23 protein-coding genes and 1 riboswitch are annotated in these 22,495 nt (G+C 33.4%); of the genes, 11 read left to right on the top strand and 12 right to left on the bottom strand.

The genetic code is table 11. The features are described from left to right. Positions 1-162: 162 nt before the first annotated feature. Complete coding sequence (gene asnB, locus AC3ASS_RS09670) at positions 163-2,055, bottom strand: asparagine synthase (glutamine-hydrolyzing) (protein WP_488283325.1); 1,893 nt, start codon at positions 2,053-2,055, stop codon at positions 163-165. 168 nt (positions 2,056-2,223) lie between these two features. Continuing rightward, positions 2,224-3,423, bottom strand: a complete 1,200-nt coding sequence (gene metK, locus AC3ASS_RS09665) for a methionine adenosyltransferase (RefSeq protein ID WP_488283324.1) — start codon at positions 3,421-3,423, stop codon at positions 2,224-2,226. 264 nt (positions 3,424-3,687) lie between these two features. Then, positions 3,688-3,805: riboswitch (SAM riboswitch) on the bottom strand. A gap of 311 nt (positions 3,806-4,116) precedes the next feature. On the opposite strand from metK, the gene pckA reads away from it, so the two are divergent. Further along, complete coding sequence (gene pckA, locus AC3ASS_RS09660; RefSeq protein ID WP_488283323.1) at positions 4,117-5,703, top strand: phosphoenolpyruvate carboxykinase (ATP); 1,587 nt, start codon at positions 4,117-4,119, stop codon at positions 5,701-5,703. A 48-nt stretch (positions 5,704-5,751) separates the two neighbouring features. Here the strand turns inward: pckA and AC3ASS_RS09655 are convergent, their stop codons facing one another. Beyond that, positions 5,752-5,994, bottom strand: a complete 243-nt coding sequence (locus AC3ASS_RS09655) for a DUF2584 domain-containing protein (RefSeq protein WP_488283322.1) — start codon at positions 5,992-5,994, stop codon at positions 5,752-5,754. A gap of 19 nt (positions 5,995-6,013) precedes the next feature. Next, complete coding sequence (locus AC3ASS_RS09650; protein ID WP_488283321.1) at positions 6,014-6,820, bottom strand: alpha/beta hydrolase family protein; 807 nt, start codon at positions 6,818-6,820, stop codon at positions 6,014-6,016. A 165-nt stretch (positions 6,821-6,985) separates the two neighbouring features. On the opposite strand from AC3ASS_RS09650, the gene AC3ASS_RS09645 reads away from it, so the two are divergent. The 3 genes from AC3ASS_RS09645 to AC3ASS_RS09635 are packed head-to-tail and all read left to right on the top strand — an operon-like array spanning position 6,986 to position 9,561. Continuing rightward, positions 6,986-7,990, top strand: a complete 1,005-nt coding sequence (locus tag AC3ASS_RS09645) for an ABC transporter substrate-binding protein (protein WP_488283320.1) — start codon at positions 6,986-6,988, stop codon at positions 7,988-7,990. 10 nt (positions 7,991-8,000) lie between these two features. Then, positions 8,001-8,792 (top strand): ABC transporter ATP-binding protein, encoded by a 792-nt coding sequence (locus AC3ASS_RS09640; RefSeq protein WP_488283319.1) that lies wholly within the window; start codon positions 8,001-8,003, stop codon positions 8,790-8,792. After that, the gene (locus AC3ASS_RS09635) at positions 8,770-9,561 is read left to right on the top strand and encodes an ABC transporter permease (protein ID WP_488283326.1); all 792 of its coding nucleotides are present in this window, start codon (positions 8,770-8,772) and stop codon (positions 9,559-9,561) included. Before AC3ASS_RS09640 ends, AC3ASS_RS09635 begins: the two co-directional genes overlap by 23 nt. A gap of 762 nt (positions 9,562-10,323) precedes the next feature. On the opposite strand, the gene ytkD is transcribed toward AC3ASS_RS09635, so the two are convergent. Further along, positions 10,324-10,797, bottom strand: a complete 474-nt coding sequence (gene ytkD, locus AC3ASS_RS09630; protein ID WP_488283318.1) for an RNA deprotection pyrophosphohydrolase — start codon at positions 10,795-10,797, stop codon at positions 10,324-10,326. Between the two features lie 212 nt (positions 10,798-11,009). Beyond that, a complete protein-coding gene (locus AC3ASS_RS09625) occupies positions 11,010-11,342 on the bottom strand; it encodes a hydrolase (protein WP_488283317.1) in 333 nt (110 codons plus the stop codon). A 194-nt stretch (positions 11,343-11,536) separates the two neighbouring features. Here AC3ASS_RS09625 and AC3ASS_RS09620 point away from each other — a divergent pair, with 194 nt between their 5' ends. Beyond that, on the top strand, positions 11,537-11,788 hold the full coding sequence (locus AC3ASS_RS09620) for a DUF6154 family protein (RefSeq protein ID WP_488283316.1): 252 nt from the start codon (positions 11,537-11,539) through the stop codon (positions 11,786-11,788). 37 nt (positions 11,789-11,825) lie between these two features. Here the strand turns inward: AC3ASS_RS09620 and AC3ASS_RS09615 are convergent, their stop codons facing one another. Continuing rightward, positions 11,826-12,266, bottom strand: coding sequence for a Dps family protein (locus AC3ASS_RS09615; protein WP_488283315.1), 441 nt, complete (start codon positions 12,264-12,266; stop codon positions 11,826-11,828). 107 nt (positions 12,267-12,373) lie between these two features. On the opposite strand from AC3ASS_RS09615, the gene ytzI reads away from it, so the two are divergent. The 5 genes from ytzI to AC3ASS_RS09590 all read left to right on the top strand — a co-directional run bounded on the left by ytzI (position 12,374) and on the right by AC3ASS_RS09590 (position 14,414). Continuing rightward, positions 12,374-12,547 (top strand): YtzI protein, encoded by a 174-nt coding sequence (gene ytzI / locus AC3ASS_RS09610; RefSeq protein WP_488283314.1) that lies wholly within the window; start codon positions 12,374-12,376, stop codon positions 12,545-12,547. Beyond that, a complete protein-coding gene (gene yidD, locus AC3ASS_RS09605; RefSeq protein ID WP_488283313.1) occupies positions 12,544-12,771 on the top strand; it encodes a membrane protein insertion efficiency factor YidD in 228 nt (75 codons plus the stop codon). The genes ytzI and yidD overlap by 4 nt, the downstream gene beginning before the upstream one ends. Positions 12,772-12,937: 166 nt before the next feature. Then, positions 12,938-13,867, top strand: coding sequence for a metal ABC transporter solute-binding protein, Zn/Mn family (locus AC3ASS_RS09600; RefSeq protein WP_488283312.1), 930 nt, complete (start codon positions 12,938-12,940; stop codon positions 13,865-13,867). A gap of 125 nt (positions 13,868-13,992) precedes the next feature. Beyond that, complete coding sequence (locus AC3ASS_RS09595) at positions 13,993-14,145, top strand: DUF1540 domain-containing protein (RefSeq protein ID WP_488283311.1); 153 nt, start codon at positions 13,993-13,995, stop codon at positions 14,143-14,145. 71 nt (positions 14,146-14,216) lie between these two features. Further along, positions 14,217-14,414 carry a hypothetical protein gene (locus AC3ASS_RS09590; protein ID WP_488283310.1) on the top strand — a complete coding sequence of 66 codons (198 nt, stop codon included), beginning with the start codon at positions 14,217-14,219 and terminating at the stop codon, positions 14,412-14,414. Positions 14,415-14,440: 26 nt separating this feature from the next. Here the strand turns inward: AC3ASS_RS09590 and AC3ASS_RS09585 are convergent, their stop codons facing one another. The 5 genes from AC3ASS_RS09585 to AC3ASS_RS09565 all read right to left on the bottom strand — a co-directional run bounded on the left by AC3ASS_RS09585 (position 14,441) and on the right by AC3ASS_RS09565 (position 20,728). After that, entirely contained in the window at positions 14,441-15,904 is a 1,464-nt protein-coding gene (locus AC3ASS_RS09585) for an o-succinylbenzoate--CoA ligase (protein WP_488283309.1), read from the bottom strand. A gap of 62 nt (positions 15,905-15,966) precedes the next feature. Continuing rightward, positions 15,967-16,785, bottom strand: coding sequence for a 1,4-dihydroxy-2-naphthoyl-CoA synthase (gene menB, locus AC3ASS_RS09580; RefSeq protein WP_488283308.1), 819 nt, complete (start codon positions 16,783-16,785; stop codon positions 15,967-15,969). Next, complete coding sequence (gene menH / locus AC3ASS_RS09575) at positions 16,778-17,599, bottom strand: 2-succinyl-6-hydroxy-2,4-cyclohexadiene-1-carboxylate synthase (RefSeq protein WP_488283307.1); 822 nt, start codon at positions 17,597-17,599, stop codon at positions 16,778-16,780. The genes menB and menH overlap by 8 nt, the downstream gene beginning before the upstream one ends. 1 nt (position 17,600) lies before the next feature. Continuing rightward, entirely contained in the window at positions 17,601-19,340 is a 1,740-nt protein-coding gene (menD, locus tag AC3ASS_RS09570; RefSeq protein ID WP_488283306.1) for a 2-succinyl-5-enolpyruvyl-6-hydroxy-3-cyclohexene-1-carboxylic-acid synthase, read from the bottom strand. Continuing rightward, positions 19,337-20,728 carry an isochorismate synthase gene (locus tag AC3ASS_RS09565; RefSeq protein ID WP_488283305.1) on the bottom strand — a complete coding sequence of 464 codons (1,392 nt, stop codon included), beginning with the start codon at positions 20,726-20,728 and terminating at the stop codon, positions 19,337-19,339. The genes menD and AC3ASS_RS09565 overlap by 4 nt, the downstream gene beginning before the upstream one ends. 170 nt (positions 20,729-20,898) lie before the next feature. On the opposite strand from AC3ASS_RS09565, the gene AC3ASS_RS09560 reads away from it, so the two are divergent. Continuing rightward, the gene (locus AC3ASS_RS09560) at positions 20,899-21,834 is read left to right on the top strand and encodes a 1,4-dihydroxy-2-naphthoate polyprenyltransferase (protein WP_488283304.1); all 936 of its coding nucleotides are present in this window, start codon (positions 20,899-20,901) and stop codon (positions 21,832-21,834) included. Positions 21,835-22,495 lie beyond the last annotated feature (661 nt).

Here is a 22,495-nt window from a genome sequence, read left to right as displayed (position 1 = left end):
CTTCCTTCAGATTCCGCGTCACCACGGACACCCTTGCGTTAAGCTAACTGCTACTTCTGCCTTCGCAGCTCGGGACTTTCACCCTATAGATTACACCCATGCCGGGCGCACAAGAAAAACCACCATTATCCATAATTCGGAAAATGGTGGTTTCTTGCTTACCTATTGTATAACTGTCTCCAATAATCTTTCTTTTTCAAATTCATATTTTCTTTCAATAAATACAGCATGCCAAATCATAAACGTAATAACCGTCCATATTTTACGACTGTAATCATGTTTTCCGTTTACATGTTTCTCTAAAAGATCCAAAACATATTGTTTGTTAATATATTCATCCGTATTGCTTTCTAAAATAATTTGTTTGACCCAATCATACATTTCATCTTTTAACCAATGTCTAATCGGCACAGGGAATCCTAACTTTTTCCTTAGTAAAACGTGGTCCGGTACGATTCCTTCCATTGATTTACGCAATATATATTTTGTCGTTCCACTATTGACCTTCATTTCACTTGGGATTTTAGATGCCACCTCAAAAACTTTCTTATCTAAAAACGGAACTCGTAGTTCTAGTGAATGAGCCATTGTCATTTTGTCCGCTTTGAGTAAAATATCACCTCTAAGCCAAGTATGTATATCAATATATTGCATCCGATTGACATCATCATACCCGACTGTTTTGGCATATAGTGGTTTTGTTATTAATTGGTACGGTAAATCTTCACGATAATGTTTCATTAATAAACTTTTTTCTCGTTCGGTAAACATTTTTGCATTTCCAATATATCTCTCTTCTAACGGGGTGCATCCTCTTTCTAAAAAGCTTTTTCCTTTCATTCCTTCTGGCATCATTTTTGATAACACGAGCAGTATACGTTTAATTAAACTTGGAATTCTTTGAAATATTTTTAAGGAATTTGGTTCTTGGTAAATGTTATACCCACCAAATAATTCGTCTGCTCCTTCACCTGAAAGAACAACAGTTACATGTTTTCTTGCCTCTCTAGAGACAAAATAGAGGGGAACACAGGCAGGATCAGCCAATGGATCATCCATATGCCATATAATTCTCGGGAACTCTTTCATATATTCTTCTGGAGTGATTACATAGCTATAATTTTCGACGCCTAATTTTTCAGCTGTTTCTTTTGCCACATCAATTTCACTAAATCCTTTTCTTTCAAATCCTACAGAAAATGTTTTAATTTTCGGATGGAATTCCCTGGCAATTGTAGCAATGATGGAAGAATCAATTCCTCCTGATAAAAACGATCCAACAGGAACATCACTTCTCATATGGACATTCACTGAATCATATAATACATCTCTAATTTCTTTGACCCATTCTTCTTCAGTTTTTAATACAGGATGAAAAGTTACAGAAAAATATTTTTCAATTTTTAACGGCTCATCTATTTTTTTGATCATATAATGACCTGGCAATAATTTTTCAATTTGTACGGACATCGTATATGGTTCCGGTACGAATTGGAACGTTAAATAATGTTGCAGGGAATCATGATTGAGTTTGTCCTCTTTCATTGCCAATAATATACTTTTCTTTTCTGAAGCAAAATAAAGTTTTTCTCCATCCATTTTGTAAAAGAATGGTTTAATTCCAAAAGGATCTCTCGCACAAAATAACGTTTTTTCTTCTTTATCCCATATGACAAATGCAAACATTCCACGAAGTTTTTCAACACATTTTTCTTTATAACGGTTATATAGAGCCAAAATAACTTCCGTATCTGAATGAGTAGAGAAAACATCCCCCTGTTTTATCAAATCTTCTCTTAACTCAATATAGTTATAAATTTCACCATTAAATATAATCCAATATCTATCATTATTATAAGATAATGGTTGCTGACCTGATTCTAAATCTATAATGCTTAATCGTTTAAAGCCAAAGCATACATATTCATCAAAATAGTAACCTTCTTCGTCAGGTCCACGATGATGAATCATTTTATTCATATTTTTAATTGAACTTACTTCCTCTTCATTAACTTGTCCAAAATGATTTGTTATACAACCAATAAAGCCACACATGAAATACGTCCACATCCTTATAATAAATTAAAAAGTAATTTTGTTTGTAAATGGGAGATCTGCTGAATAGACGCAAATTCCCTTTTATTAGACATATATAGAAAAGAAGAAGTTACACTAAAAATGTAACTTCTTTTTACCAATTATACAACAAATCATTATTCTTTTTTATTTTCCTAAACATTCTTTTCTTAAAATTTCAGCTTTATCTGTTTTTTCCCAAGGAAGATCAATATCTGTACGTCCAAAGTGTCCATATGCAGCTGTACGTTTATATATTGGTCTTCTTAAATCAAGCATTTTAATGATTCCAGCAGGACGAAGGTCAAAGTTTTTTCGAACGACATCAATTAAAACATCTTCACTTACTTTCCCTGTACCAAAAGTATCAATGGAAATTGAGACTGGCTGTGCTACACCAATAGCGTAGGCTAATTGAACTTCACATTTATCAGCTAATCCTGCAGCTACAATATTTTTAGCAACATATCTTGCAGCATATGCAGCTGAGCGGTCAACTTTTGTTGGATCTTTTCCAGAGAATGCTCCACCACCATGTCGAGCATATCCACCATACGTATCTACAATAATTTTACGTCCAGTAAGACCAGCATCCCCTTGTGGCCCTCCAATAACAAAACGACCAGTTGGATTAATAAAAAATTTCGTTTGCTCGTCAATGAATTCTTTTGGAACAATTGGGTCAATGACATATTCTTTAATATTACGTTTAATTTGTTCAAGTGTAATTTCTGGATGGTGTTGAGTTGAGATGACAATGGTATCGATTCTTACCGGTTTATTATTTTCATCATATTCAACCGTCACCTGTGTTTTTCCATCCGGACGTAAATATGGTAATATTTCTTCTTTTCTTACTTCCGTTAATCGTCTCGCTAATTTATGAGCTAAAGAAATTGGAAGTGGCATGAGTTCCTTTGTTTCATTACATGCAAATCCAAACATTAGCCCTTGGTCGCCTGCACCGATAGCTTCAATCTCCTCATCAGTCATTAAGCCCTCTCTTGCTTCTAACGCTTTATCAACACCCATGGCTATATCTGGAGATTGTTCATCAATAGAAGTAATGACACCACAAGTATCAGCATCAAAACCATATTTTGCACGTGTATATCCAATTTCTCGGATAGTATCACGAACAATTTTTGGAATGTCAACATATGAATTTGTCGTAATCTCCCCAGCTACAAGCACAAGTCCAGTTGTAACTGAAGTCTCAGCAGCTACACGAGCATTTGGATCTTTAGCTAAAATTTCATCTAAAATTGCATCCGAAATTTGGTCACAAATTTTATCCGGATGTCCTTCTGTAACGGATTCAGAAGTAAATAAGCGACGTTTTGTCAATGTTAACCCTCCTTCATATTCATTGCTTGTCTCCGACCACTTTTTATGAAAGGCGGATAATTGGCAATGGTTATATATATTCAAATACATAGCGAAACGGATACACTGTTTTTTTCCCTTTTAGTATGAAGAAAACATTCATAATTTATAAAAAATGTTATTAACAAAGGCAAATGTTTTAGATTATTCCTATGTAATCATCGCAATGACATGTAAAAACCTTTCCTCCTCGAGGAAAGGTATAATGTTATTATTTGCCTCTCACTCTTATCGATCAAGGAATTGAAAACCTTGCATCAGGTTAGCACCTTTGCTTAAAAATAATTTTAAGCTGGTTGCCGGGCTTCATAGGGCCTGTCCCTCCACCAACTCGGGATAAGAGTATCCGTTCAATCATAAATCATAACTGACCTTGTTTAACAATGTCAACTTATTTCTTCCATGTTGTAAACAAATACTATAGTCAATATTCGCTATTTTTTATATTTCTTTTGCTTAAACCCTTTTCTTCTGATTCATTTCTTCTTATTATATATATGTGACGTTTTATAGTCTGGAAATAGTCGCTACTTTTAATGTGAAAAACTTTTAACAATTCAATGAAAAAAGAACAATTAGTATAGACTATTCATATTAATGTGTTATACTATTTTCAGATGTTTTTAGAAATATTTCGAAAAGGAAGGTTTTCTAATGAGTTCTGTCAGCACTATCACTGAATTGAATGAGTTGTTATCCGGCCAAAATATCCATGTACAGTTATCTGTTCCTCAATTAGTTGAAAAAGTGTTAGAAAGAAAAGAAGGTGTCCTTACTTCCACAGGAGCAGTAAGAGCTACAACTGGAAAGTATACTGGACGTTCACCTAAAGATAAATTTATCGTCGAAGAGTCTTCAATTAAGGATAAAATTGATTGGGGTTCTGTTAACCAACCAATTTCCGAAGAAGCTTTTACTAAATTATATACAAAAGTGATCAACTATCTAAAAGAAAAAGATGAAGTCTTTGTATTTAAGGGATTTGCTGGAGCAGATGAAAAATATCGCTTGCCAATTCAAGTAGTCAATGAATTTGCTTGGCATAATTTATTTGCCCATCAATTATTTATTCGACCAACAATGGAAGAATTAGCAAATCATGAAGCTCAATTTACTGTCATTTCTGCTCCTACATTTAAAGCTGATCCTGCTGTTGACGGTACCAATTCCGAAACATTTATTATTATTTCTTTTGAAAAAAGAGTCGTTTTAATTGGTGGTACTGAATACGCAGGAGAAATGAAGAAATCCATTTTCTCTGTAATGAATTATATTCTTCCAGAGATGGGGATTTTATCAATGCACTGTTCAGCCAATGTTGGTCAAGAAGGAGATGTGGCTTTATTCTTCGGATTATCTGGTACAGGTAAAACGACATTATCCGCAGACCCTAATCGCCGCTTAATCGGTGATGATGAGCATGGTTGGTCAGCTAATGGCGTCTTCAATATTGAAGGTGGTTGTTATGCAAAATGTATTAATCTATCTAGAGAAAAAGAGCCTCAAATTTTCGATGCCATTCGTTTCGGCTCAGTGCTTGAAAATGTTGTTTTAGATGAAGAAACAAGAATTCCTAACTATGATGATGGTTCATTAACTGAAAATACTCGCGCGGCTTATCCAATCCAAGCTATTGAGCATATCGTTGACCCTAGTATTGCCGGTCATCCGACAACCATTTTATTCTTAACAGCCGATGCAACTGGAGTGCTTCCTCCAATTTCAAAATTAACGAAAGAACAAGCAATGTACCATTTCTTAAGTGGTTATACAAGTAAACTTGCAGGAACAGAACGTGGAGTAACCTCTCCTGAAGCAACATTTTCAACTTGTTTTGGAGCACCTTTCCTACCATTACCTGCAACAAAATATGCGGAAATGTTAGGAGAAAAAATTGACCAACACCACGTGGAAGTGTTTTTAGTAAATACCGGTTGGACTGGTGGTGAGTACGGAGTAGGAACACGAATGAAATTATCCTATACCCGTGCCATGGTACAAGCGGCATTAGTTGGAGAACTTTCAAACGTTGAAACAGTGAAAGATGAAATATTTGGATTAAACATTCCAGTCCATGTACCAGGTGTCCCTGACGAAGTTTTACAACCGATAAATACTTGGAAAGATAAAGAAGCTTATATGAAGAAAGCGAAAGAATTGGCCAATCAATTCCGTGAAAACTTTAAGAAATTTAATAACGTTCCAAAGGAAATTGCGGAATTAGGCGGACCAATTGGTTAATATAATCCCCCGGAAAAACGTATTCCGGGGGATTTTTATATGTAGTGCTTAATTGATTGACTTTAATTTTAATAACTCATAAATAATAGTTGTTTTTCCTTCAGACAATTCTAATTTTTGTATAATTCCTTCTCCTGTTAAATCACCATCAATGGATCTTTTTACAGGAATAGGGACATGTAGTGGGTAAAGATGATATCCATCCTTTACTAATTCGAAAAAATTTTGATCGAGTCTATTCTCAAACCCATTTGTAATAATCACCGTTTGTAATTCAAATGGCATCCCCATCATTTCTCTCCCTTTCACCTTAATCTATTTTCATCGTATCAGACTTTCCTACTTGTTTCATCCATTTAATTAATTGTTGAACAATTTTACGATTAACATCTGGAGGAAAGTAATGAGTAAATTCATCCCAATACCATGTTTCAACTTGTTTATTCAATTCCTTTAATCGCTTTTCTAATCGTAAGGCATGTTGATAAGAGACATTTTGATCTTTTAACCCATGAATAATTAAAACGGGACAATGGATATTTTCTAACTCATATAATGGGGTTCGTTTTTTATACTCATCAAATTTCTTGTTCGGTGATCCTCCAATGACTCTTTTCATCATTCTTCTTAAATCCACACGTTCCTCATATGTTAAAAACATATCTGAAACGCCTCCCCATGTAACAAGAGAGCTGACATCATCATATCGAATCGCTGTAAATAATGCCATTACTCCTCCCCTTGAAAATCCAAAAACATGAACCTTCCCATTTTTTACTCTTTCATACCCTTTTAAAAATTCATAGGCGAAAAAAGCATCGTTACGATCTTCTCCTGCAAAATCTTCAGAACCTTCTCCCCCACAATTTCCTCTGTAAAAAGGGGCAAAAACAATCATACCTTCATGTGCAAATTGTGCGATTCTGGCGGCTCTAACCATGCCAACGTTTTTTATTCCCCCGCGTAAATATAATAATCCTTCATATTCTCCTTTCATTTTTGGTTCAGCTAATAACCCTTTCACTTTTAAACCATTAGACCAATAGGTGACAATCGAAAGGTCTATATTTGGATTAGGTGACGGAAAAGGATATTTTGAAATCAAATGTTTACTCATCGTATTCCACCTTTATCTCCTTGTACTCTAACATTACTCAAACACACTGTTTGTTGCAAATTTTTATTATTGTATAGCTTTGAATATAGGCATTCACACATTTTTGAACATTACATAGAATATTGTAGATTTTTATATCATCTCACTTTAAAGGGAGGCTGCAACATGAAGAAAGCATTAAAATACATCACTTTAACTACAGTTTTTATCATGCTAATTTTCACCCTATTTGCATGTGGAAAAAATTCTACTAGCTTAGAAAAGGTGCGTATTGCTGAAGTAACGCGTTCCATTTTTTATGCGCCACAATACGTTGCCATTGAAAAAGGTTTTTTTGAAGAAGAAGGGATTGAAATTGATTTAAAAACTGCTTGGGGCGGAGATAAAACAATGACAACTCTTCTATCCAACGGTGCAGATATCGCATTAGTCGGGTCTGAAACAAGTATATATGTTACAGCCCAAGGAAGCGATGACCCTATCATAAATTTTGCCCAATTGACACAAACGGATGGAACTTTTTTAGTTTCTCGTGAAAAAATTGAAAACTTTCAGTGGGAGCAACTTAAAGGCTCAGACTTTTTAGGACAAAGAAAAGGTGGCATGCCACAAATGGTTGGAGAATTTGTTCTAAAAAAACATAACATTGATCCTCACAGTGATTTGAATTTAATTCAGAACGTCGATTATGCAAATATTCCTAATGCTTTTGCCTCTGGTACTGGTGATTTTGTTCAATTATTTGAACCACAAGCAAGTATTTTTGAAAAAGAAGGAATTGGTTATATTGTGGCTTCATTCGGAACGGAAAGTGGTCATGTACCTTATACAACTTATATGACAAAAGAAAGTTATTTCAAAAATAAAAAAGAAATTATAGAAAAATTTACACGAGCTATCTATAAAGCACAAAAATGGGTTTATGAAAATAGTGCAGAAGAAGTTGCAAAAGTTATTCAACCATATTTTGAAGATACAGATATGGATATTATTGTTATGGTTATTGAACGATACAAGGACCAAAAATCTTTCGCAGAAAATCCAATTTTAGACGAAGAAGAATGGAATAACTTACAAGACATTATGGAAGAAGCTGGTGAATTGCCAAAAAGAATGGATTATAAAGAGCTAGTGAATACAGAGATTGCAGAAAAAATCATCAATGAATAGGAGGCAGTCTATGAGTTTTCTATCTGTCAATAATGTACATCATACGTATTTTACAAAAGACTCTGCTAACACGGCTCTTAAAAATGTTCATTTTCAAGTAAACGAAGGAGAATTCATTTCGATCTTAGGACCAAGCGGCTGTGGGAAGACTACATTGCTTTCTATCATCGCTGGCTTAATCCGCCCGACTTCCGGAGAGGTCACTTTAGAAAACAAATCAACTTTTCACCAAAAAAATAATATTGGCTATATGCTCCAACAGGATTATTTATTTCCTTGGAAAACCATTGAAGAAAACATATTATTAGGCTTAAAGATTTCCAATCAATTAAATAAAGAATCAAAAGAGCGTACGATTCAATTATTAGAAAAGATGGGGATTCATGGAGTGAATCATCAATATCCGAACCAGTTGTCAGGAGGAATGAGACAAAGAGTTGCACTTGTTCGAACACTTGCTACAAATCCAAAACTACTCCTACTTGATGAACCTTTTTCTGCACTTGATTTTCAAACGAAATTGAAGCTTGAAGATTTAGTATTCTCTACCTTAAAACAATTCGGTAAAACAGCGATATTAGTTACCCATGATATTGGAGAAGCCATAGCGATGAGTGATCGCATCTATTTATTATCGAGGAACCCAGGAACTGTTTACAAAACTTTTATTGTCCCTGACGAAATAAAAAAGCAATTACCTTTCCATGCAAGAAATACGGAATCATTTAATGAACTATTTCAAGGAATATGGAAGGAGATGGAGAAACTTGAAGCAAGATATGAACATTCAGCTCCTTCATAAACAATTTTTACAAAAAATAAAAAGAGAAAAGCGTTGGATAAGATTTTACCAATTCATTATTTTTATATCATTTTTTGTCTTATGGGAAATTTCAAGCAGATTTGGCTGGATTGATCCATTGATCTTTAGTTCCCCATTTAAAGTCTGGAACCTATTTATTGAAAATATTCAGGATGGAACATTATTCTCCCATCTATATGTCACCATATTCGAGACAGTATTGGGATTTATTTTAGGAACGATCCTTGGAACGATAATCGCTGCGTTATTATGGTGGTTTCCATTCTTTTCAAAAGTCATAGATCCTTATTTAGTCGTGTTAAATGCAATGCCGAAAGTGGCACTAGGTCCTATTTTAATTGTTGCATTAGGACCAGGATTTACTTCAATCATTGCGATGGGAACGATAATCTCAGTTATTATTACTACTATTGTCGTCTATACATCTTTTAAAGAGGTAGACCAAAATTATTTAAAGGTATTGCAAACATTTGGAGCAACACGATTGCAATCGTTTAAGGAAGCCGTTTTACCAGCCTCATTCCCAACAATTATTTCTACATTAAAAGTGAATGTTGGACTATCGTGGGTGGGAGTTATTGTAGGTGAGTTTTTAGTTTCCTCAAAAGGATTAGGATACATGATTATTTATGGTTTCCAAGTATTTAATTTTACATTGGTTCTTTTATCCTTACTACTAATTGCCATTTTCGCAACTATAATGTATCAAATTGTAGAATTTATAGAAAAGAAATTAATTAAACATTAAAAACATACTAAGATTAGTAGTACAAACCAAGGCCAAGGTTTGTGCTACTATTTCTTTATAGTAGAAGTGAAGAAAAGTCGACTAGCCTTTGGGATTATTGAATCCGTATCAAAAACTGGCTAACTTCACACCCTTATCTGAATCCGTTTAGTATGTTGGGTCCAAAGAGGCTGAGACAAAATCCTCCTCACAATAGATAAAGCTAGTGAAATTTCACTGGCTTTGCATTTTATTAAAAATTAACAAATTCACTCTTGAACATTCAACTTGCAAATAAAATCAACCTAGTTGCAAGTGTTTTTGTCGACTTGCAAGTTCATATTCCAGAGTTACAAATAATTTTTCGATAGTTACAAGTTTTTTTCTTTCACTTGCAAATACGATGTTTGCTAGTTGCAAATACTTCTTTCAAAGTTACAAAAACGCTTTGTAAACTTACAAATTCGATAATCAGAGTTGCAAATTTTCATCCCATCGGTAAGGATGGCACCTGCAATTCCTTCCTTTTTGAGAAAAAATCAACCTCAAACGATCAAGTTGCAAATTTATCAATATGAGTTGCAAGATTTTTCGATGACTGGAATAACCAATTCACCCTCGAACCATCCACTTGCAAATAAAATCAACCTAGTTGCATTTTTTTGTCGACTTGCAAGTTCATATTCCAGAATTACAAATCATTTTTCCTTTAACCTCAGCATTGAGAAATAACCTCTCAATTTCTCCTTTTCCTTACTTGAAACCAGTTTTTTCCAGCCTGTTTTATTTCCATATTTGATTCCTAATATAGGATAAACAAAGCTGTAACATTTCATCTTTCATAATAAAACTATATGTATGGTCTAAATCATTTTTAGAAAGAGTGGAATCAGTCAAAACAGGACCATATGTTTCTAAATAATTATCTTTTGGGACTATTTCTTTAATTTCTGCATAAAAAACAGCTTTTACAAAAGATGATTTTCCGTCATCTACTTTATATTGACCAATATAATGCAAATTTTCTACAATTCCCCCAGTTTCTTCATAAACTTCTCGAATGGCCGATTCTTCAATCGTTTCTCCATCTTCTACTTTCCCACCTGGAAATTCATATCCTCTCTCAGAATGGTTGGTTAATAACCAAGCTTGATTATATCTGCAAATAACAAATACGTGTTTCGGAGATTGTTGAAAAGGATGTTTTTCAAATGAAAAGGAGACTTTATTACCATTTTGATCAAGAAAATGTATCATACGCTTCCTCCAAACTAAGTTCATATCTAACTTCATCCTCATGAATGTTGTGCTTTATATGTAAATAATAATTGTTGTTCCTATGATAGTAAATTTTTATAACTTCCAACAATAAATAAAGAAGAAAGCTTTTTAATCCATTAATCGGTTAAAAAGCTTTCCTATTAGACACAAATTACCTTCAAAACTGTGTAAATGAAAATAGGTGATCTTTATAAATGGTCTTTATTATTATTGTCTAAAATACCCATATTTTCAATATGATTTCTCGCTTCCTCGTCACCAAGTTCATAAATCATTCCATAAACTTTTTTTAATGTCATATCATAAGCATCATTTTCTCGATCAAAATGATATTGCACATATGGTACATGTGCACGATAAAAACTTAAATGATCCGCGGTGTAAAGTTGATCAAAATATTCCCTTAATAATGTTATTTCTTCATCATTAGCTTCAATTTTAAAGTCCCATGGAGAATCTGTACTACTTTGTGAAATTTCCCCTCGTGCAACAGATATATAATATGTCTTTTTATCTGGCAAAGGATACCCCCCTTTAGGTAATCATTTCAAACTCGTTATTACCTTTAGTCTTTTGCAAAAAGTATAAAATCATGTATTTACTAATAATTTATAAGTTGAATGTAAATATTACGGAATATGGAAAGAAATTCATAAGTAACATCGGAATTAATGTTTTCGTCCAATACAATAGATAAGTAAAAAGGGGGTATATGATGCGTTTTATCGATAAATTATATGAATTATACAAAGATAAGCTAATTGCAGATGAAGAAGATATTGATATTATTACCGCAACTGTTATGCAAGAAATGTCACGAGAAGATATACTTTTGCTTTTTGCCGAATTGAGTTATGATGATTTATACCAACTAATGGGGAAATATATATCTGAAAAGTTGAAAGAAAAAATGATTAATAATGGTCATTTAGACTTTGATACATCTGCTGATCATATCGTCCATTAATTTACATAAAATGTCCCGCAATTGCTTTTGCGGGACTTTACACTTCTAAAAACGACTTAAACATCCATAAATGTTTTTCTAAATTATGGGTCATGGAAATGAAAAGATCAGCTGTAACATCATCATTATTTTCCTCAGCTAATTCAATCCCTTTTTTCAATTCTGTAACCATCTTTTTTATATCTTGGATCGTTTCATTGACCATTTCTTGTTCTGTTTGTTCTATATTTTGTTCTTTTATCGTCGAATGATCTAAAGCAGCTTTTAAAGTTGAAATCGGCTTTTTGTCTAGAGCTAATAATCGTTCTGCCAATTCGTCAATATTGATAGCCGCTTCATTGTACAGTTTTTCAAATATATCATGAAGAACAAAAAAGTGCTTACCTTTAATAAACCAATGATAATGATGAAATTTCATATATAGTACGATCCAATTTGCAAGAATGGTGTTCATTTGTGCCGTTAATTGATTGGTCATTATATCATCCTCCTATCCGTTAATTTTCCCTATGATAAAAATCATCATACATTTTCATTTTTTTAGGTTATTAATTATGTTAAAATATGATTTTGGAGGAGATTAATATGTACACCATTTTAATTATATCAATCGTTATAGTCATTATCGTTTTATTATTAAGTATACTTACCATCTCAAAAGGATATAGTTATAAACATACGGTCGATCCAATTCCTGAAGAGTTAACGGAAAATGAAGAAAATCCAACTGAACCTTCGAATGAGGAAAATGGAAAATGAAATATATTCTATTGAAAGTCATACGATTTTATCAAAAATATATTTCCCCGTTGAAACCACCGTCTTGCAGATTTTATCCAACCTGCTCACAATACGGGCTAGAAGCAATTCAAAAATTTGGTGCTCTGAAAGGCGGATGGTTGACAATTAAAAGAATTTCCAAATGTCACCCCTTTCATAAAGGTGGATTTGATCCTGTCCCAGAAAAGAAAGTTAAGAAATAAAATTTTTGCTTGAATTTCATTCTCTTATCATATATTATTTTTAATGCAGCTTTTTTTTAAGTCTAAATCGGAATAAATACGATTTATGTACAGAAAATTATTTTCTTGATCTACATAATAATTATTTAAAAATCGGAATAAATCCTATTTAAGGGGAAATGTATTCATGAAAAAATGTATGTTAATGATAGTATCTTTTATTTTATTTTTAGTCGGTTGCACATCTCAAGAACCAAAAGAAAAGCAATCAAATAAACGATCAATTTTTACAACTGTGTATCCTCTTCAATATTTTACCGAATACATTGGAGGTAAGTATGTATCCGTTAGTTCTATTTATCCACCGGGAGCTGATGAACATACATTTGAACCTTCTCAAAAAGATATGATGGAATTATCAGATAGTGATTTATTTATATATATTGGTTTAGGACTTGAAGGATTTGTTGATAAAGCATTACCAATTTTAAAAAATTCAAATACACAAATTTTAGAAGTGGGAAAAAAACTTGAACTACCGGAAATGAGTAATCACGATGATGAACATAAAGGGGAACACGCACATCATCACGGAGATTATGATCCACATATTTGGATAGATCCAATTTTTTCCATCCAAATAGCCGAACAAATAAAAAATTCGCTCTCTAAATTACTTCCAGATCAAGAGGAATATTTCAATCAACAATTTTTTAAGTTGAAATCAAACTTGGAAGAAATCGATCAAAAATTTATACAATTAACTGAAATGAAAAATCAAAAACCGATTATTGTTTCTCATAATGCTTACGGTTATTGGGAACATCGTTACAATCTAGAAATCATTCCCATTAATGGACTTTCAAGTGCAAGTGAGCCATCTCAAAGACAATTGCAGAACATTATTGAATTAGCAAAATTGAATGATATTCAATATATATTACAAGAGCAAAATATTCAAAGTCGCATTATTGATGTTGTCAAAAATGAAATCAAGGCAAATGTTCTTCCCCTTCATAACCTTTCGGTGCTGACCGAAAATGATATAAAAAATAGCGAAAATTATTTTACGCTTATGGAAAAAAATATTGAATCTTTAACTAAAGCATTGAAATAAAAGGTCGAAGTTTAATGGTAACATTAAACTTCTTTTTTTTACATTTTCTACAGATTATTTTTGTACATGAAAATTACATCCTCACACAAACTAAAGATGTATCACTCATGAAGGAGGAAGATACATTGGCTAAAGACGTATTATGTGAAGTAAGAAACTGTCAATTTTGGGAAGAAGGAAATCGTTGTTCTGCTGATCAAATTTACGTGGTAAGTCATGTAGGTGATGTAGCAGAGCATCATAAACAAACTGACTGTAAGACATTTAAACCTAAATAAACTTTCCGAAGACAGATTCATTCTGTCTTCTTTACATAAATTAATTTCTCTTTAAGGGTTGGGTGGTCATAGTGTTAGAAGAACAGCTTATTGAAGCATTCAAAAAAGAATTGAAAAAAGCAGATGCCTATACATTTCCCATTTGTGTCGATTCCTTTACAAACTTATGGGTGTATGAATTTGGAAGTTTGGACAACCTTCCTAAAGAAATTGACCATCTTATTTCTTACAGAGGATATCAACTTGGTTTATTGGAAGAAGAAATGTAAATCCGGCTACAAACGTAAGCCGGATTTTATTGAAACCACTTTTTCAATTCTCGTCGTAACAATTTATTAGAAGCATTTCTAGGAAGTTCTTCGACCATTTTAAACTTTTTAGGGACTTTATACTTTGCCAATCTTTTTTCACAATAAACTTTTAGCTCATTTAAATCCAATGATTCTTTTAATACAATACAGGCACAAGGCACTTGACCCCATTTTAAGTCTTCAATTCCAACAACTCCCGCATCCTTTACAGAGGGATGAGATAAAATTACATTTTCTATTTCAGCAGGATAAATATTTTCACCTCCTGAAATAATCAAATCAGAACGACGATCTAGTACATATAAGTATCCTTCATCATCTAAGTAACCAATATCTCCGGTATAAAACCATCCATCTTTAAAGCTCTCTTCATTTGCTTCTTTTCGATTCAAATAGCCAGGGGTTACATTTGGTCCTTTCACAACAATTTCGCCTTCTACGTTTGGTCCTACATCTTTTCCATCTTTCACAATTTTTATAGAAGATGGATATAGAGGTTTTCCTGCTGAACCTAATTTCAATAAACTATCTTCAGGAGAGAGTGTAACAATTTGTGATGAAGTCTCAGTCATACCATATGTTTGAAAAACTGGTATGCCTTTATTTTTACATTTTTCAAGTAAAGTTAGGGATGCAGGACCTCCTCCTAGTAACATGCATCGAAAATTCGGATGATATTTTTCTGTTCCTAAGGTTTCTAATAAGCGAGATAACATCGTACTAACAACTGAAATAATCGTGGCTCTACCATTTATTAATTCCTGATTAATTTGTTTTTCATCAAATCTTTCAAATAATAGAACAGGAATTCCATAAATAACACTTCTCATTAAGATGGAATATCCGCTAATATGAAAAATAGGGACTGCTGCAATCCATGCATCTTTTTCATGTAAACCTAAATTTAATACTGAGCCAATAGCACTCCACCAATGATTGCCATATGTTTGTACGACTCCTTTCGGATAACCGGTCGTTCCGGATGTATACATAATGGAACAAGGATCTGTTAATTGGAAATAATCTTGGAGTGGTATTTCTTTAGAAGGTGAATCAAATACCTCATCTTTTGTATAAATGATTAAACGATCATCACTTTCTAGCCACTCTATAAATTGTTTATCTGTAATTACATATTTGCAATTCGCGTCTTTTATTTGCCATGATAATTCTCCCGGTGTAAGTCGATGATTCAATAGAACGGTAGGACACCCAATTTTTTGTAATGCATGAATCATATAAACCGTATCGGGATGATTCTTCATTAATAAAGCTACAAAATTACCTTTCTGAATTCCACAATATGCTAATTGCTTTGCTACTAGTTTTGCCTTTTCTTCTAATTGATGGAAAGTGATTGATTCATTTTGAAATTTAATTGCCACACGGTTCGGTGTTAAATATGCTCTTTTTTTTAACCAATTTTCTAACGTTTGGTGTTCAATCATTTTTATATCACCTTTTTCTAATTAAACAGCTTGATGGAATATTTCCATCAAGCTGCATGTAATTAAGGGAATCTAGGGAATTGACCAAAATTCGGTTTACGTTTTTCTTTGAAAGCATCTCTACCTTCTTTAGCTTCGTCCGTTGTGTAATAAAGTAATGTCGCATCACCAGCTAGTTGTTGGATACCTGCTAAACCATCAGAATCCGCATTAAAAGCTGCTTTTAAGAAACGAATAGCCATTGGACTTTTTTCCAATATTTCTTCACACCATTGAACGGTTTCATCCTCTAATTGCTCAAGTGGTACTACTTTATTCACAAGTCCCATTTCGTAGGCTTCTTGAGCATTATATTGGCGACATAAGTACCATATTTCTCTTGCTCTTTTATGACCTATAATTCGAGCTAAATAGCCAGCTCCGTATCCTCCATCAAAACTTCCTACTTTAGGACCCGTTTGTCCAAATCGAGCATTTTCAGCTGCAATCGTCAAGTCACAAACAACATGAAGAACATGTCCCCCACCAATTGCGTAACCAGCAACCATCGCAATGACAGGCTTTGGAATCACTCGGATTAAACGTTGCAAATCCAATACATTTAATCGCGGAATTTCATCTTCTCCTACATATCCGCCATGGCCACGTACTTTTTGATCACCACCTGAGCAAAATGCTTCCGTACCTGCACCTGTTAAAATAATAACACCAATTTTTGAATCATCTCTTGCATAAGAGAAAGCATCAATTAATTCCATAACAGTTTTTGGTCGAAATGCATTTCTAACTTCGGGACGGTTAATAGTAATCTTAGCTATTCCATTATACGTTTCATATAAAATATCTTCATATGTACGCTCTGAAATCCACTCTCTAGCCATTTAATTTTCCTCCTTTAATAAACTCCTTTACTATTGTACCAAACTTTTCGGCTTGTTCCAGATGAATTGCATGACCAGCGCCATTAAATTTCACAAGGGACGCGTTTGGGAGTAACTTCTCCATCTCCAAGCCTATTTTATAGAATTTTTCATCTAATTCTCCAACTAAAATGAGAACGGGTAATTTCAAGTTAGAAAGGTTGTCCCACCATGATGGTTGCATGCCTGTTCCCATTCCTAATAAGCTATTGATTAGACCTAAAGGATTTTGATTTTCTCGTTCAAGTCGAACTTTTTGTCTAATATGTTCAGGTAACTTATTTTGTGATTCAAATAAAGGAATACGTTCCCAATAATTAATAAAAGTCAATAGTCCTTTTTTTTGAATCATATCGGCAAGCTTTTGATCATTTTTGATTCTCTCAACTCTCTCACTCTCGGTTTTTAAACCAGGAGAAGTACTTTCTAATAATAAAAGGTTTACATATTGTGGATATAAACAAGCAAAGGATAAAGCAAGTCTTCCACCCATGGAATAGCCGAGTAGGTTCACGGATTTTATTTCTAACTGATCTAATAAAGTTTTCAAATCTAAACATGCTTGTTCCATTTGGTAACGTTTAGGATCTTTTGGGCTTTCCGTTTCTCCATGTCCTAATAAATCTATAGTAATTACTTGAAATGATTGCGACCAGCATTCTATACATTCATTCCAAGTATTTTTACTACCTGTAAATCCATGTAAGAGGAGTAGGGGCTCACCTTCTCCGCATATGTTATAAGAATACAATACATCATTGATTCGGATCTTCATTTTAAACATCCTTCAAATACTTGCTGATTTCGTCATTCACTGAATTCCAAAGTTCTTGGTGTGATGTTTTATTCTGTTCTCTATTAGTAAAAACTTCTATGATAAAAAGACCTTCAAAAGCAATGGACTCAGTAATAAACTGATGGAATTGTTCCCAATTTTTCACTTTTCGATATTCACCGTTATATAATTTAGAAGCGTGTTCAAAAGTTAAATTAGTTGGTGTGCCAAAAAGCAATTCAAAATGTTGTTCCTCATCCCTTTGAGGTAAAAATGAGAATATTCCACCTCCGTTGTTATTAACAACAATTATAGTTATGTTCAAATTGTGCATTTTTGCAGCTAACAACCCATTTAAGTCATGATAAAAGCTTAAATCACCAATTAGTAATACAGTTTTTTGATGATTGATACTTGCCCCTAATGCACTGGATACTACACCATCGATACCGTTAGCTCCACGGTTTGCCATGATACGAATATTTTTTGAAGTATTGTGAAAAAACGTGTCCACATCACGAATAGGCATGCTATTTGCTACAAATAAACAAGCGTCATTTGGCAATTTTTTTTGCAGTTCGTAAACAACTTTTCCTTCATTCATTTCTATTTCATTCTCAACTTTAGATAAAAGATTTTTAACTTTCGCATTTACATTCATCCATTGGTTAGCCCATGGACTAATATCTTTCGCTAGTGAATGTTTAACGATTTCTTGGCAAAAAATGGTTTCATCGCTGTATATAACGTTCGTTGCTGTTCCAGTTGGGTCTCTTCTCATTCCAAGGCTATTATCCACGACAATTTGAGGGATATCTTCGTAATGAGATAAATATTTTAACAATGCTTTAGATACAGGCATTCCACCAAAACGAATGATTATTTCCGGTTGAAAATGGTTTACCACATCACGATTTCTTAAAAAAGCATCATAACAATCAATGATCAAGTGACCATCTGGTATATTGCTTCTCATTTGTGATAATGGATCTGCTATTATCGGGTAAGCAAGATGATGGCTTAACTGTATGACAGCTTCTTTAAATTTTTTATTATCAATAACTCCACATATGATTAACCCTTTCTCAGGTAAACGACTAGCTAACATTTCCCAATCATTTGTATGTAATGTTAATACCCCATCATTATGAACAGATATTAATTTATGTTGAGTTTCAAATAAATTTTCTATTAATAGATTTGGTACTAACGGTTCACGTAATGGAAAATTAATATGTACCGGACCTTCCGGTGGTTGTAAAGAAATTTGGACTGCACGGGAACTAACATTTTTTGCATAGCGATACATCTCTTTGGATTCTTCCGGTACTGCCATTTCATTAAACCATTTTACATGTTTTCCATATAAATGAATTTGATCAATGGCTTGAGGAGCACCAACATCTCTTAATTCATGTGGACGGTCGGCAGTTAATACAATTAATGGTACTCTTGAATAATAAGCTTCAATAATAGCAGGATAAAAATTAGCTGCCGCAGTTCCTGATGTACATAATAGAACTACCGGCTTTTTCGTTGATTTAGCCATTCCTAATGCAAAGAAAGAAGCCGATCTTTCATCAATTTGCATATAGACTTTAATTTTCGGATGCTCCGCTAATAAATATGCAAGAGGAGTCGAGCGAGACCCAGGGCAAATAACTGCATTTTCTACCCCTGAATGAGAAAGTTCGTCAATAAATGATGCTAAATATTTCGTTTGTCCATCCGTCATTTTCATGCAATGATTCCTCCTAGCGCACGGAGCATTGGTCTAAGTTTCACAACGGTTTCCTCAAATTCATGTTCAGCATTTGAATTTTCAACAATACCGCATCCTGCGAATAGCAGCGCTTTTTTCGCCTTTATTAAACCGGATCTAATGGCTACAATAAATTCTCCGTCCCCTTTATAATCAACCCATCCAAGCGGAGCTGCATAGAAACCACGTTCAAAAAACTCAAGTTGAGGTATGAGTTCCAATGCTTTTTCTTTTGGTGTACCTCCTAAAGCTGGAGTAGGATGTAATTGTTTTATGATATCAAATATAGTCGTGTCTTTTTCAATCTTCCCTTTTACAGGAGTATATAAATGTTGTATATCCCTCATTTTAATCAATACCGGACGGTCAGGAACTGTCACTTCTTTTGTAACCTTTTTCAAAGAATCATATATCATATCCACTACAAATTGATGTTCATCTAAATTTTTTTGATCTTTTAATAAATCTTCTCCAAGCAATTTGTCTTCATCTTCCGTCTTACCTCTAGGTGTTGATCCAGCAAGACAAACTGAGGAAATGGTCTGATCAACTTTCCTAATCAATCGTTCAGGAGAAGCTCCTAAATAACAATCCTCACCACTCTCAATAGCAAAAATATAACTGCTTTGTTGGTCATTCATTAACCGCTGAATAATACATTCATGTGATAATTCATCATTGAATTCTATTTCAACTTCTCTAGCTAGAACAATTTTATTGAGCTCTTTTTTCTTTAACATATCAATAGCTTTATTTACATTCCTTATCCAATCGTTTGGATACTTTTCATTTGTTGAAACAACTGTCAATTCCGTATTCTTTTGAGGATTAATAGTTTCAATTTTATTAATGATTTGAGATACATCTTGCAACTTAGGCTTTTGTAAATTAGGGTCTAGGAGATAATTTTCCGTTAAATACGAATCGTCTTCAGTAACTGTTAACATTAATTCTGGCAAATAAAAATGTATATCATGAAAGTTTTCCCATTCATTATTTTGTCTTTTCATTGGTAAAAATGAAAATCCCCCTAACAAAACAGGGCCAACACCATTAATTCTTTGAAAGGAATTAAATATATATGAATTCTTTAATATTGATTTCCATTCATTTTTCGCCTCTTGAAACCGATCGATGTCTTCTTCTTTTTGAATGGTGTATACAGTTCCTAAACCTACAATCCATTCTTTTTCGATCGCATGTTTCCAAAAATAACGTTTTCCTTTATATTCCTTTTCACCATAAGAAAAAAATGAAAGAGGAGCAATGTTATTAACTTTATGTACAAAACTTACTAGAATCTTCTTATTAGTTCTAATAGCCTCATCATATGCTTCATCTATTTTTAATTCTCTATTGCTGTACATTGTTTCACCTCAAGAACCTTTCCCATATCTACTTCCATCATTATTATATCATGTTTCATCAATATCACATGGAAATTGAACTGTGTGTAGTAGGTTTATCCATTGACACAAGTATAGCATTTCTCTAAACTTTAAATGATAGACATATTAATAATAGAGGAGAGAGAATCATGCAAACGGAGCTTCAACGAAACACTCCTGGCGCTCTTAAACAACAAAAAGGCTGGCGAGTTTGGTGGCAGCTAACACGTCCACATACATTAACGGCTTCCTTTGTACCGGTAATATTAGGAACGGTTATCGCTTTATATCATACTCCTATTGACTGGATATTATTTATTGCAATGTTAATAGCGAGTTTACTCATCCAAGCAGCAACTAATATGTTTAATGAATATTATGACTATAAAAGAGGATTAGACCATGAAGGTTCCGTTGGTATTGGAGGAGCGATTGTTCGACACGGAGTTAAGCCAAAAACTGTATTAAATCTAGGATTTATATTATTTGGTCTTGCGTTGTTATTGGGAATTTATATTTGTATAAATAGCAGCTGGTGGATAGCAGTGGTTGGGCTGGTATCGATGGCAGCGGCATATTTATATACCGGTGGACCTATTCCAATTGCTTATACACCATTTGGTGAACTTACTTCAGGTTTCTTTATGGGTTGCGTAATTATTTTAATATCTTATTTTATTCAAACAGGAGAAATCACAACCGCCAGTATAGTTATATCCGTACCAATCTCTATACTAATCGGAGCTATTCTCCTTTCCAATAATATTAGAGATTTAGATGGAGATAAAGAAAACGGCCGAAAAACATTAGCAATCCTTGTAGGTAGAAAAAATGCGATTAGAATTTTAGCTGGAATGTTTATTTTTTCATACGCTTGGATTATTTTAATGATTTTATTAGATTATGCTTCCATTTGGTTATTAGTTGTTTTTATTAGTGTACCAATTCCAATAAAAGCAGTGAAAGGCTTTATTGGAAAAACAGAACCTATTCAGATGATGCCAGCAATGAAAGCAACAGCTCAAACAAATACTATTTTCGGTTTTTTAATGTCTATTGGGTATATATTCGGTTATATTTTTTAAACGAGGCATGTCCTCGTTTTTTTATTATATTTACTAGAAATAAATATTGTTGTTCTAACTTCGCCTCGGCTATCAAATTGGTGTATTTATGTATCACCGAAAACAATTATATATAGGATCTTCATCGGTGGTTTTGTTGCAAATCTTATCCATTAATGCTGCAAGTTCATCCTTGTATGTTGTAATTTCCCCTACAACTAACCATTCTATCAGGTTATCCAGTGACACAACCAAGCCAATTCATTAATACACTCTTGTGTAATCCTCAATTGATGTTTTGACATGCCTACCTATAATTTGAAACTATTCTTATCAAAATAAAAACATTTTAAATGCTTGAATTTTAGTATTAAGTATCATAAACATTAAATGTTTTCTAAATGAGGAAATAAGATCTACAATAAATGTGCCAGACATCCTTAAACTCATCTACTTTTTTGATGATTACTGTATCTAAAGCAGAAATTTTTAATTTCTTCACTTTTCTTGATTCTTGCCAATTCAGAGTATAAGAGAAATTATACAATGTGTGCTTCTTTACGGATTGTTCTTAAAGGTATTATTTCGTATAGAGCAAAAAAAAGAAGGGGCTGTCCGAAAAGTCAATTTTTAATTGACCTTCGGTCTAGCCCTTTTGTTATTTAATGGTACAAAAAAATCG

It is taken from the genome of Bacillus sp. JST-5 (assembly GCF_057747715.1).
Note: the sequence above shows the minus strand (reverse complement) of the source record. Positions and strands in the feature narration are given on the sequence as shown.

What these genes read in the sequence shown, in the direction of transcription:
- asnB (WP_488283325.1), bottom strand. Translation starts at nt 2,055, where the DNA reads ATGTGTGGCTTTATTGGTTGTATAACAAATCATTTTGGACAAGTTAAT.
- pckA (WP_488283323.1), top strand. Translation starts at nt 4,117, where the DNA reads ATGAGTTCTGTCAGCACTATCACTGAATTGAATGAGTTGTTATCCGGC.
- AC3ASS_RS09655 (WP_488283322.1), bottom strand. Translation starts at nt 5,994, where the DNA reads ATGGGGATGCCATTTGAATTACAAACGGTGATTATTACAAATGGGTTT.
- AC3ASS_RS09650 (WP_488283321.1), bottom strand. Translation starts at nt 6,820, where the DNA reads ATGAGTAAACATTTGATTTCAAAATATCCTTTTCCGTCACCTAATCCA.
- AC3ASS_RS09645 (WP_488283320.1), top strand. Translation starts at nt 6,986, where the DNA reads ATGAAGAAAGCATTAAAATACATCACTTTAACTACAGTTTTTATCATG.
- AC3ASS_RS09640 (WP_488283319.1), top strand. Translation starts at nt 8,001, where the DNA reads ATGAGTTTTCTATCTGTCAATAATGTACATCATACGTATTTTACAAAA.
- AC3ASS_RS09635 (WP_488283326.1), top strand. Translation starts at nt 8,770, where the DNA reads ATGAACATTCAGCTCCTTCATAAACAATTTTTACAAAAAATAAAAAGA.
- ytkD (WP_488283318.1), bottom strand. Translation starts at nt 10,797, where the DNA reads ATGATACATTTTCTTGATCAAAATGGTAATAAAGTCTCCTTTTCATTT.
- AC3ASS_RS09620 (WP_488283316.1), top strand. Translation starts at nt 11,537, where the DNA reads ATGCGTTTTATCGATAAATTATATGAATTATACAAAGATAAGCTAATT.
- AC3ASS_RS09615 (WP_488283315.1), bottom strand. Translation starts at nt 12,266, where the DNA reads ATGACCAATCAATTAACGGCACAAATGAACACCATTCTTGCAAATTGG.
- ytzI (WP_488283314.1), top strand. Translation starts at nt 12,374, where the DNA reads ATGTACACCATTTTAATTATATCAATCGTTATAGTCATTATCGTTTTA.
- yidD (WP_488283313.1), top strand. Translation starts at nt 12,544, where the DNA reads ATGAAATATATTCTATTGAAAGTCATACGATTTTATCAAAAATATATT.
- AC3ASS_RS09600 (WP_488283312.1), top strand. Translation starts at nt 12,938, where the DNA reads ATGAAAAAATGTATGTTAATGATAGTATCTTTTATTTTATTTTTAGTC.
- AC3ASS_RS09585 (WP_488283309.1), bottom strand. Translation starts at nt 15,904, where the DNA reads ATGATTGAACACCAAACGTTAGAAAATTGGTTAAAAAAAAGAGCATAT.
- menB (WP_488283308.1), bottom strand. Translation starts at nt 16,785, where the DNA reads ATGGCTAGAGAGTGGATTTCAGAGCGTACATATGAAGATATTTTATAT.
- menH (WP_488283307.1), bottom strand. Translation starts at nt 17,599, where the DNA reads ATGAAGATCCGAATCAATGATGTATTGTATTCTTATAACATATGCGGA.
- menD (WP_488283306.1), bottom strand. Translation starts at nt 19,340, where the DNA reads ATGAAAATGACGGATGGACAAACGAAATATTTAGCATCATTTATTGAC.
- AC3ASS_RS09565 (WP_488283305.1), bottom strand. Translation starts at nt 20,728, where the DNA reads ATGTACAGCAATAGAGAATTAAAAATAGATGAAGCATATGATGAGGCT.
- AC3ASS_RS09560 (WP_488283304.1), top strand. Translation starts at nt 20,899, where the DNA reads ATGCAAACGGAGCTTCAACGAAACACTCCTGGCGCTCTTAAACAACAA.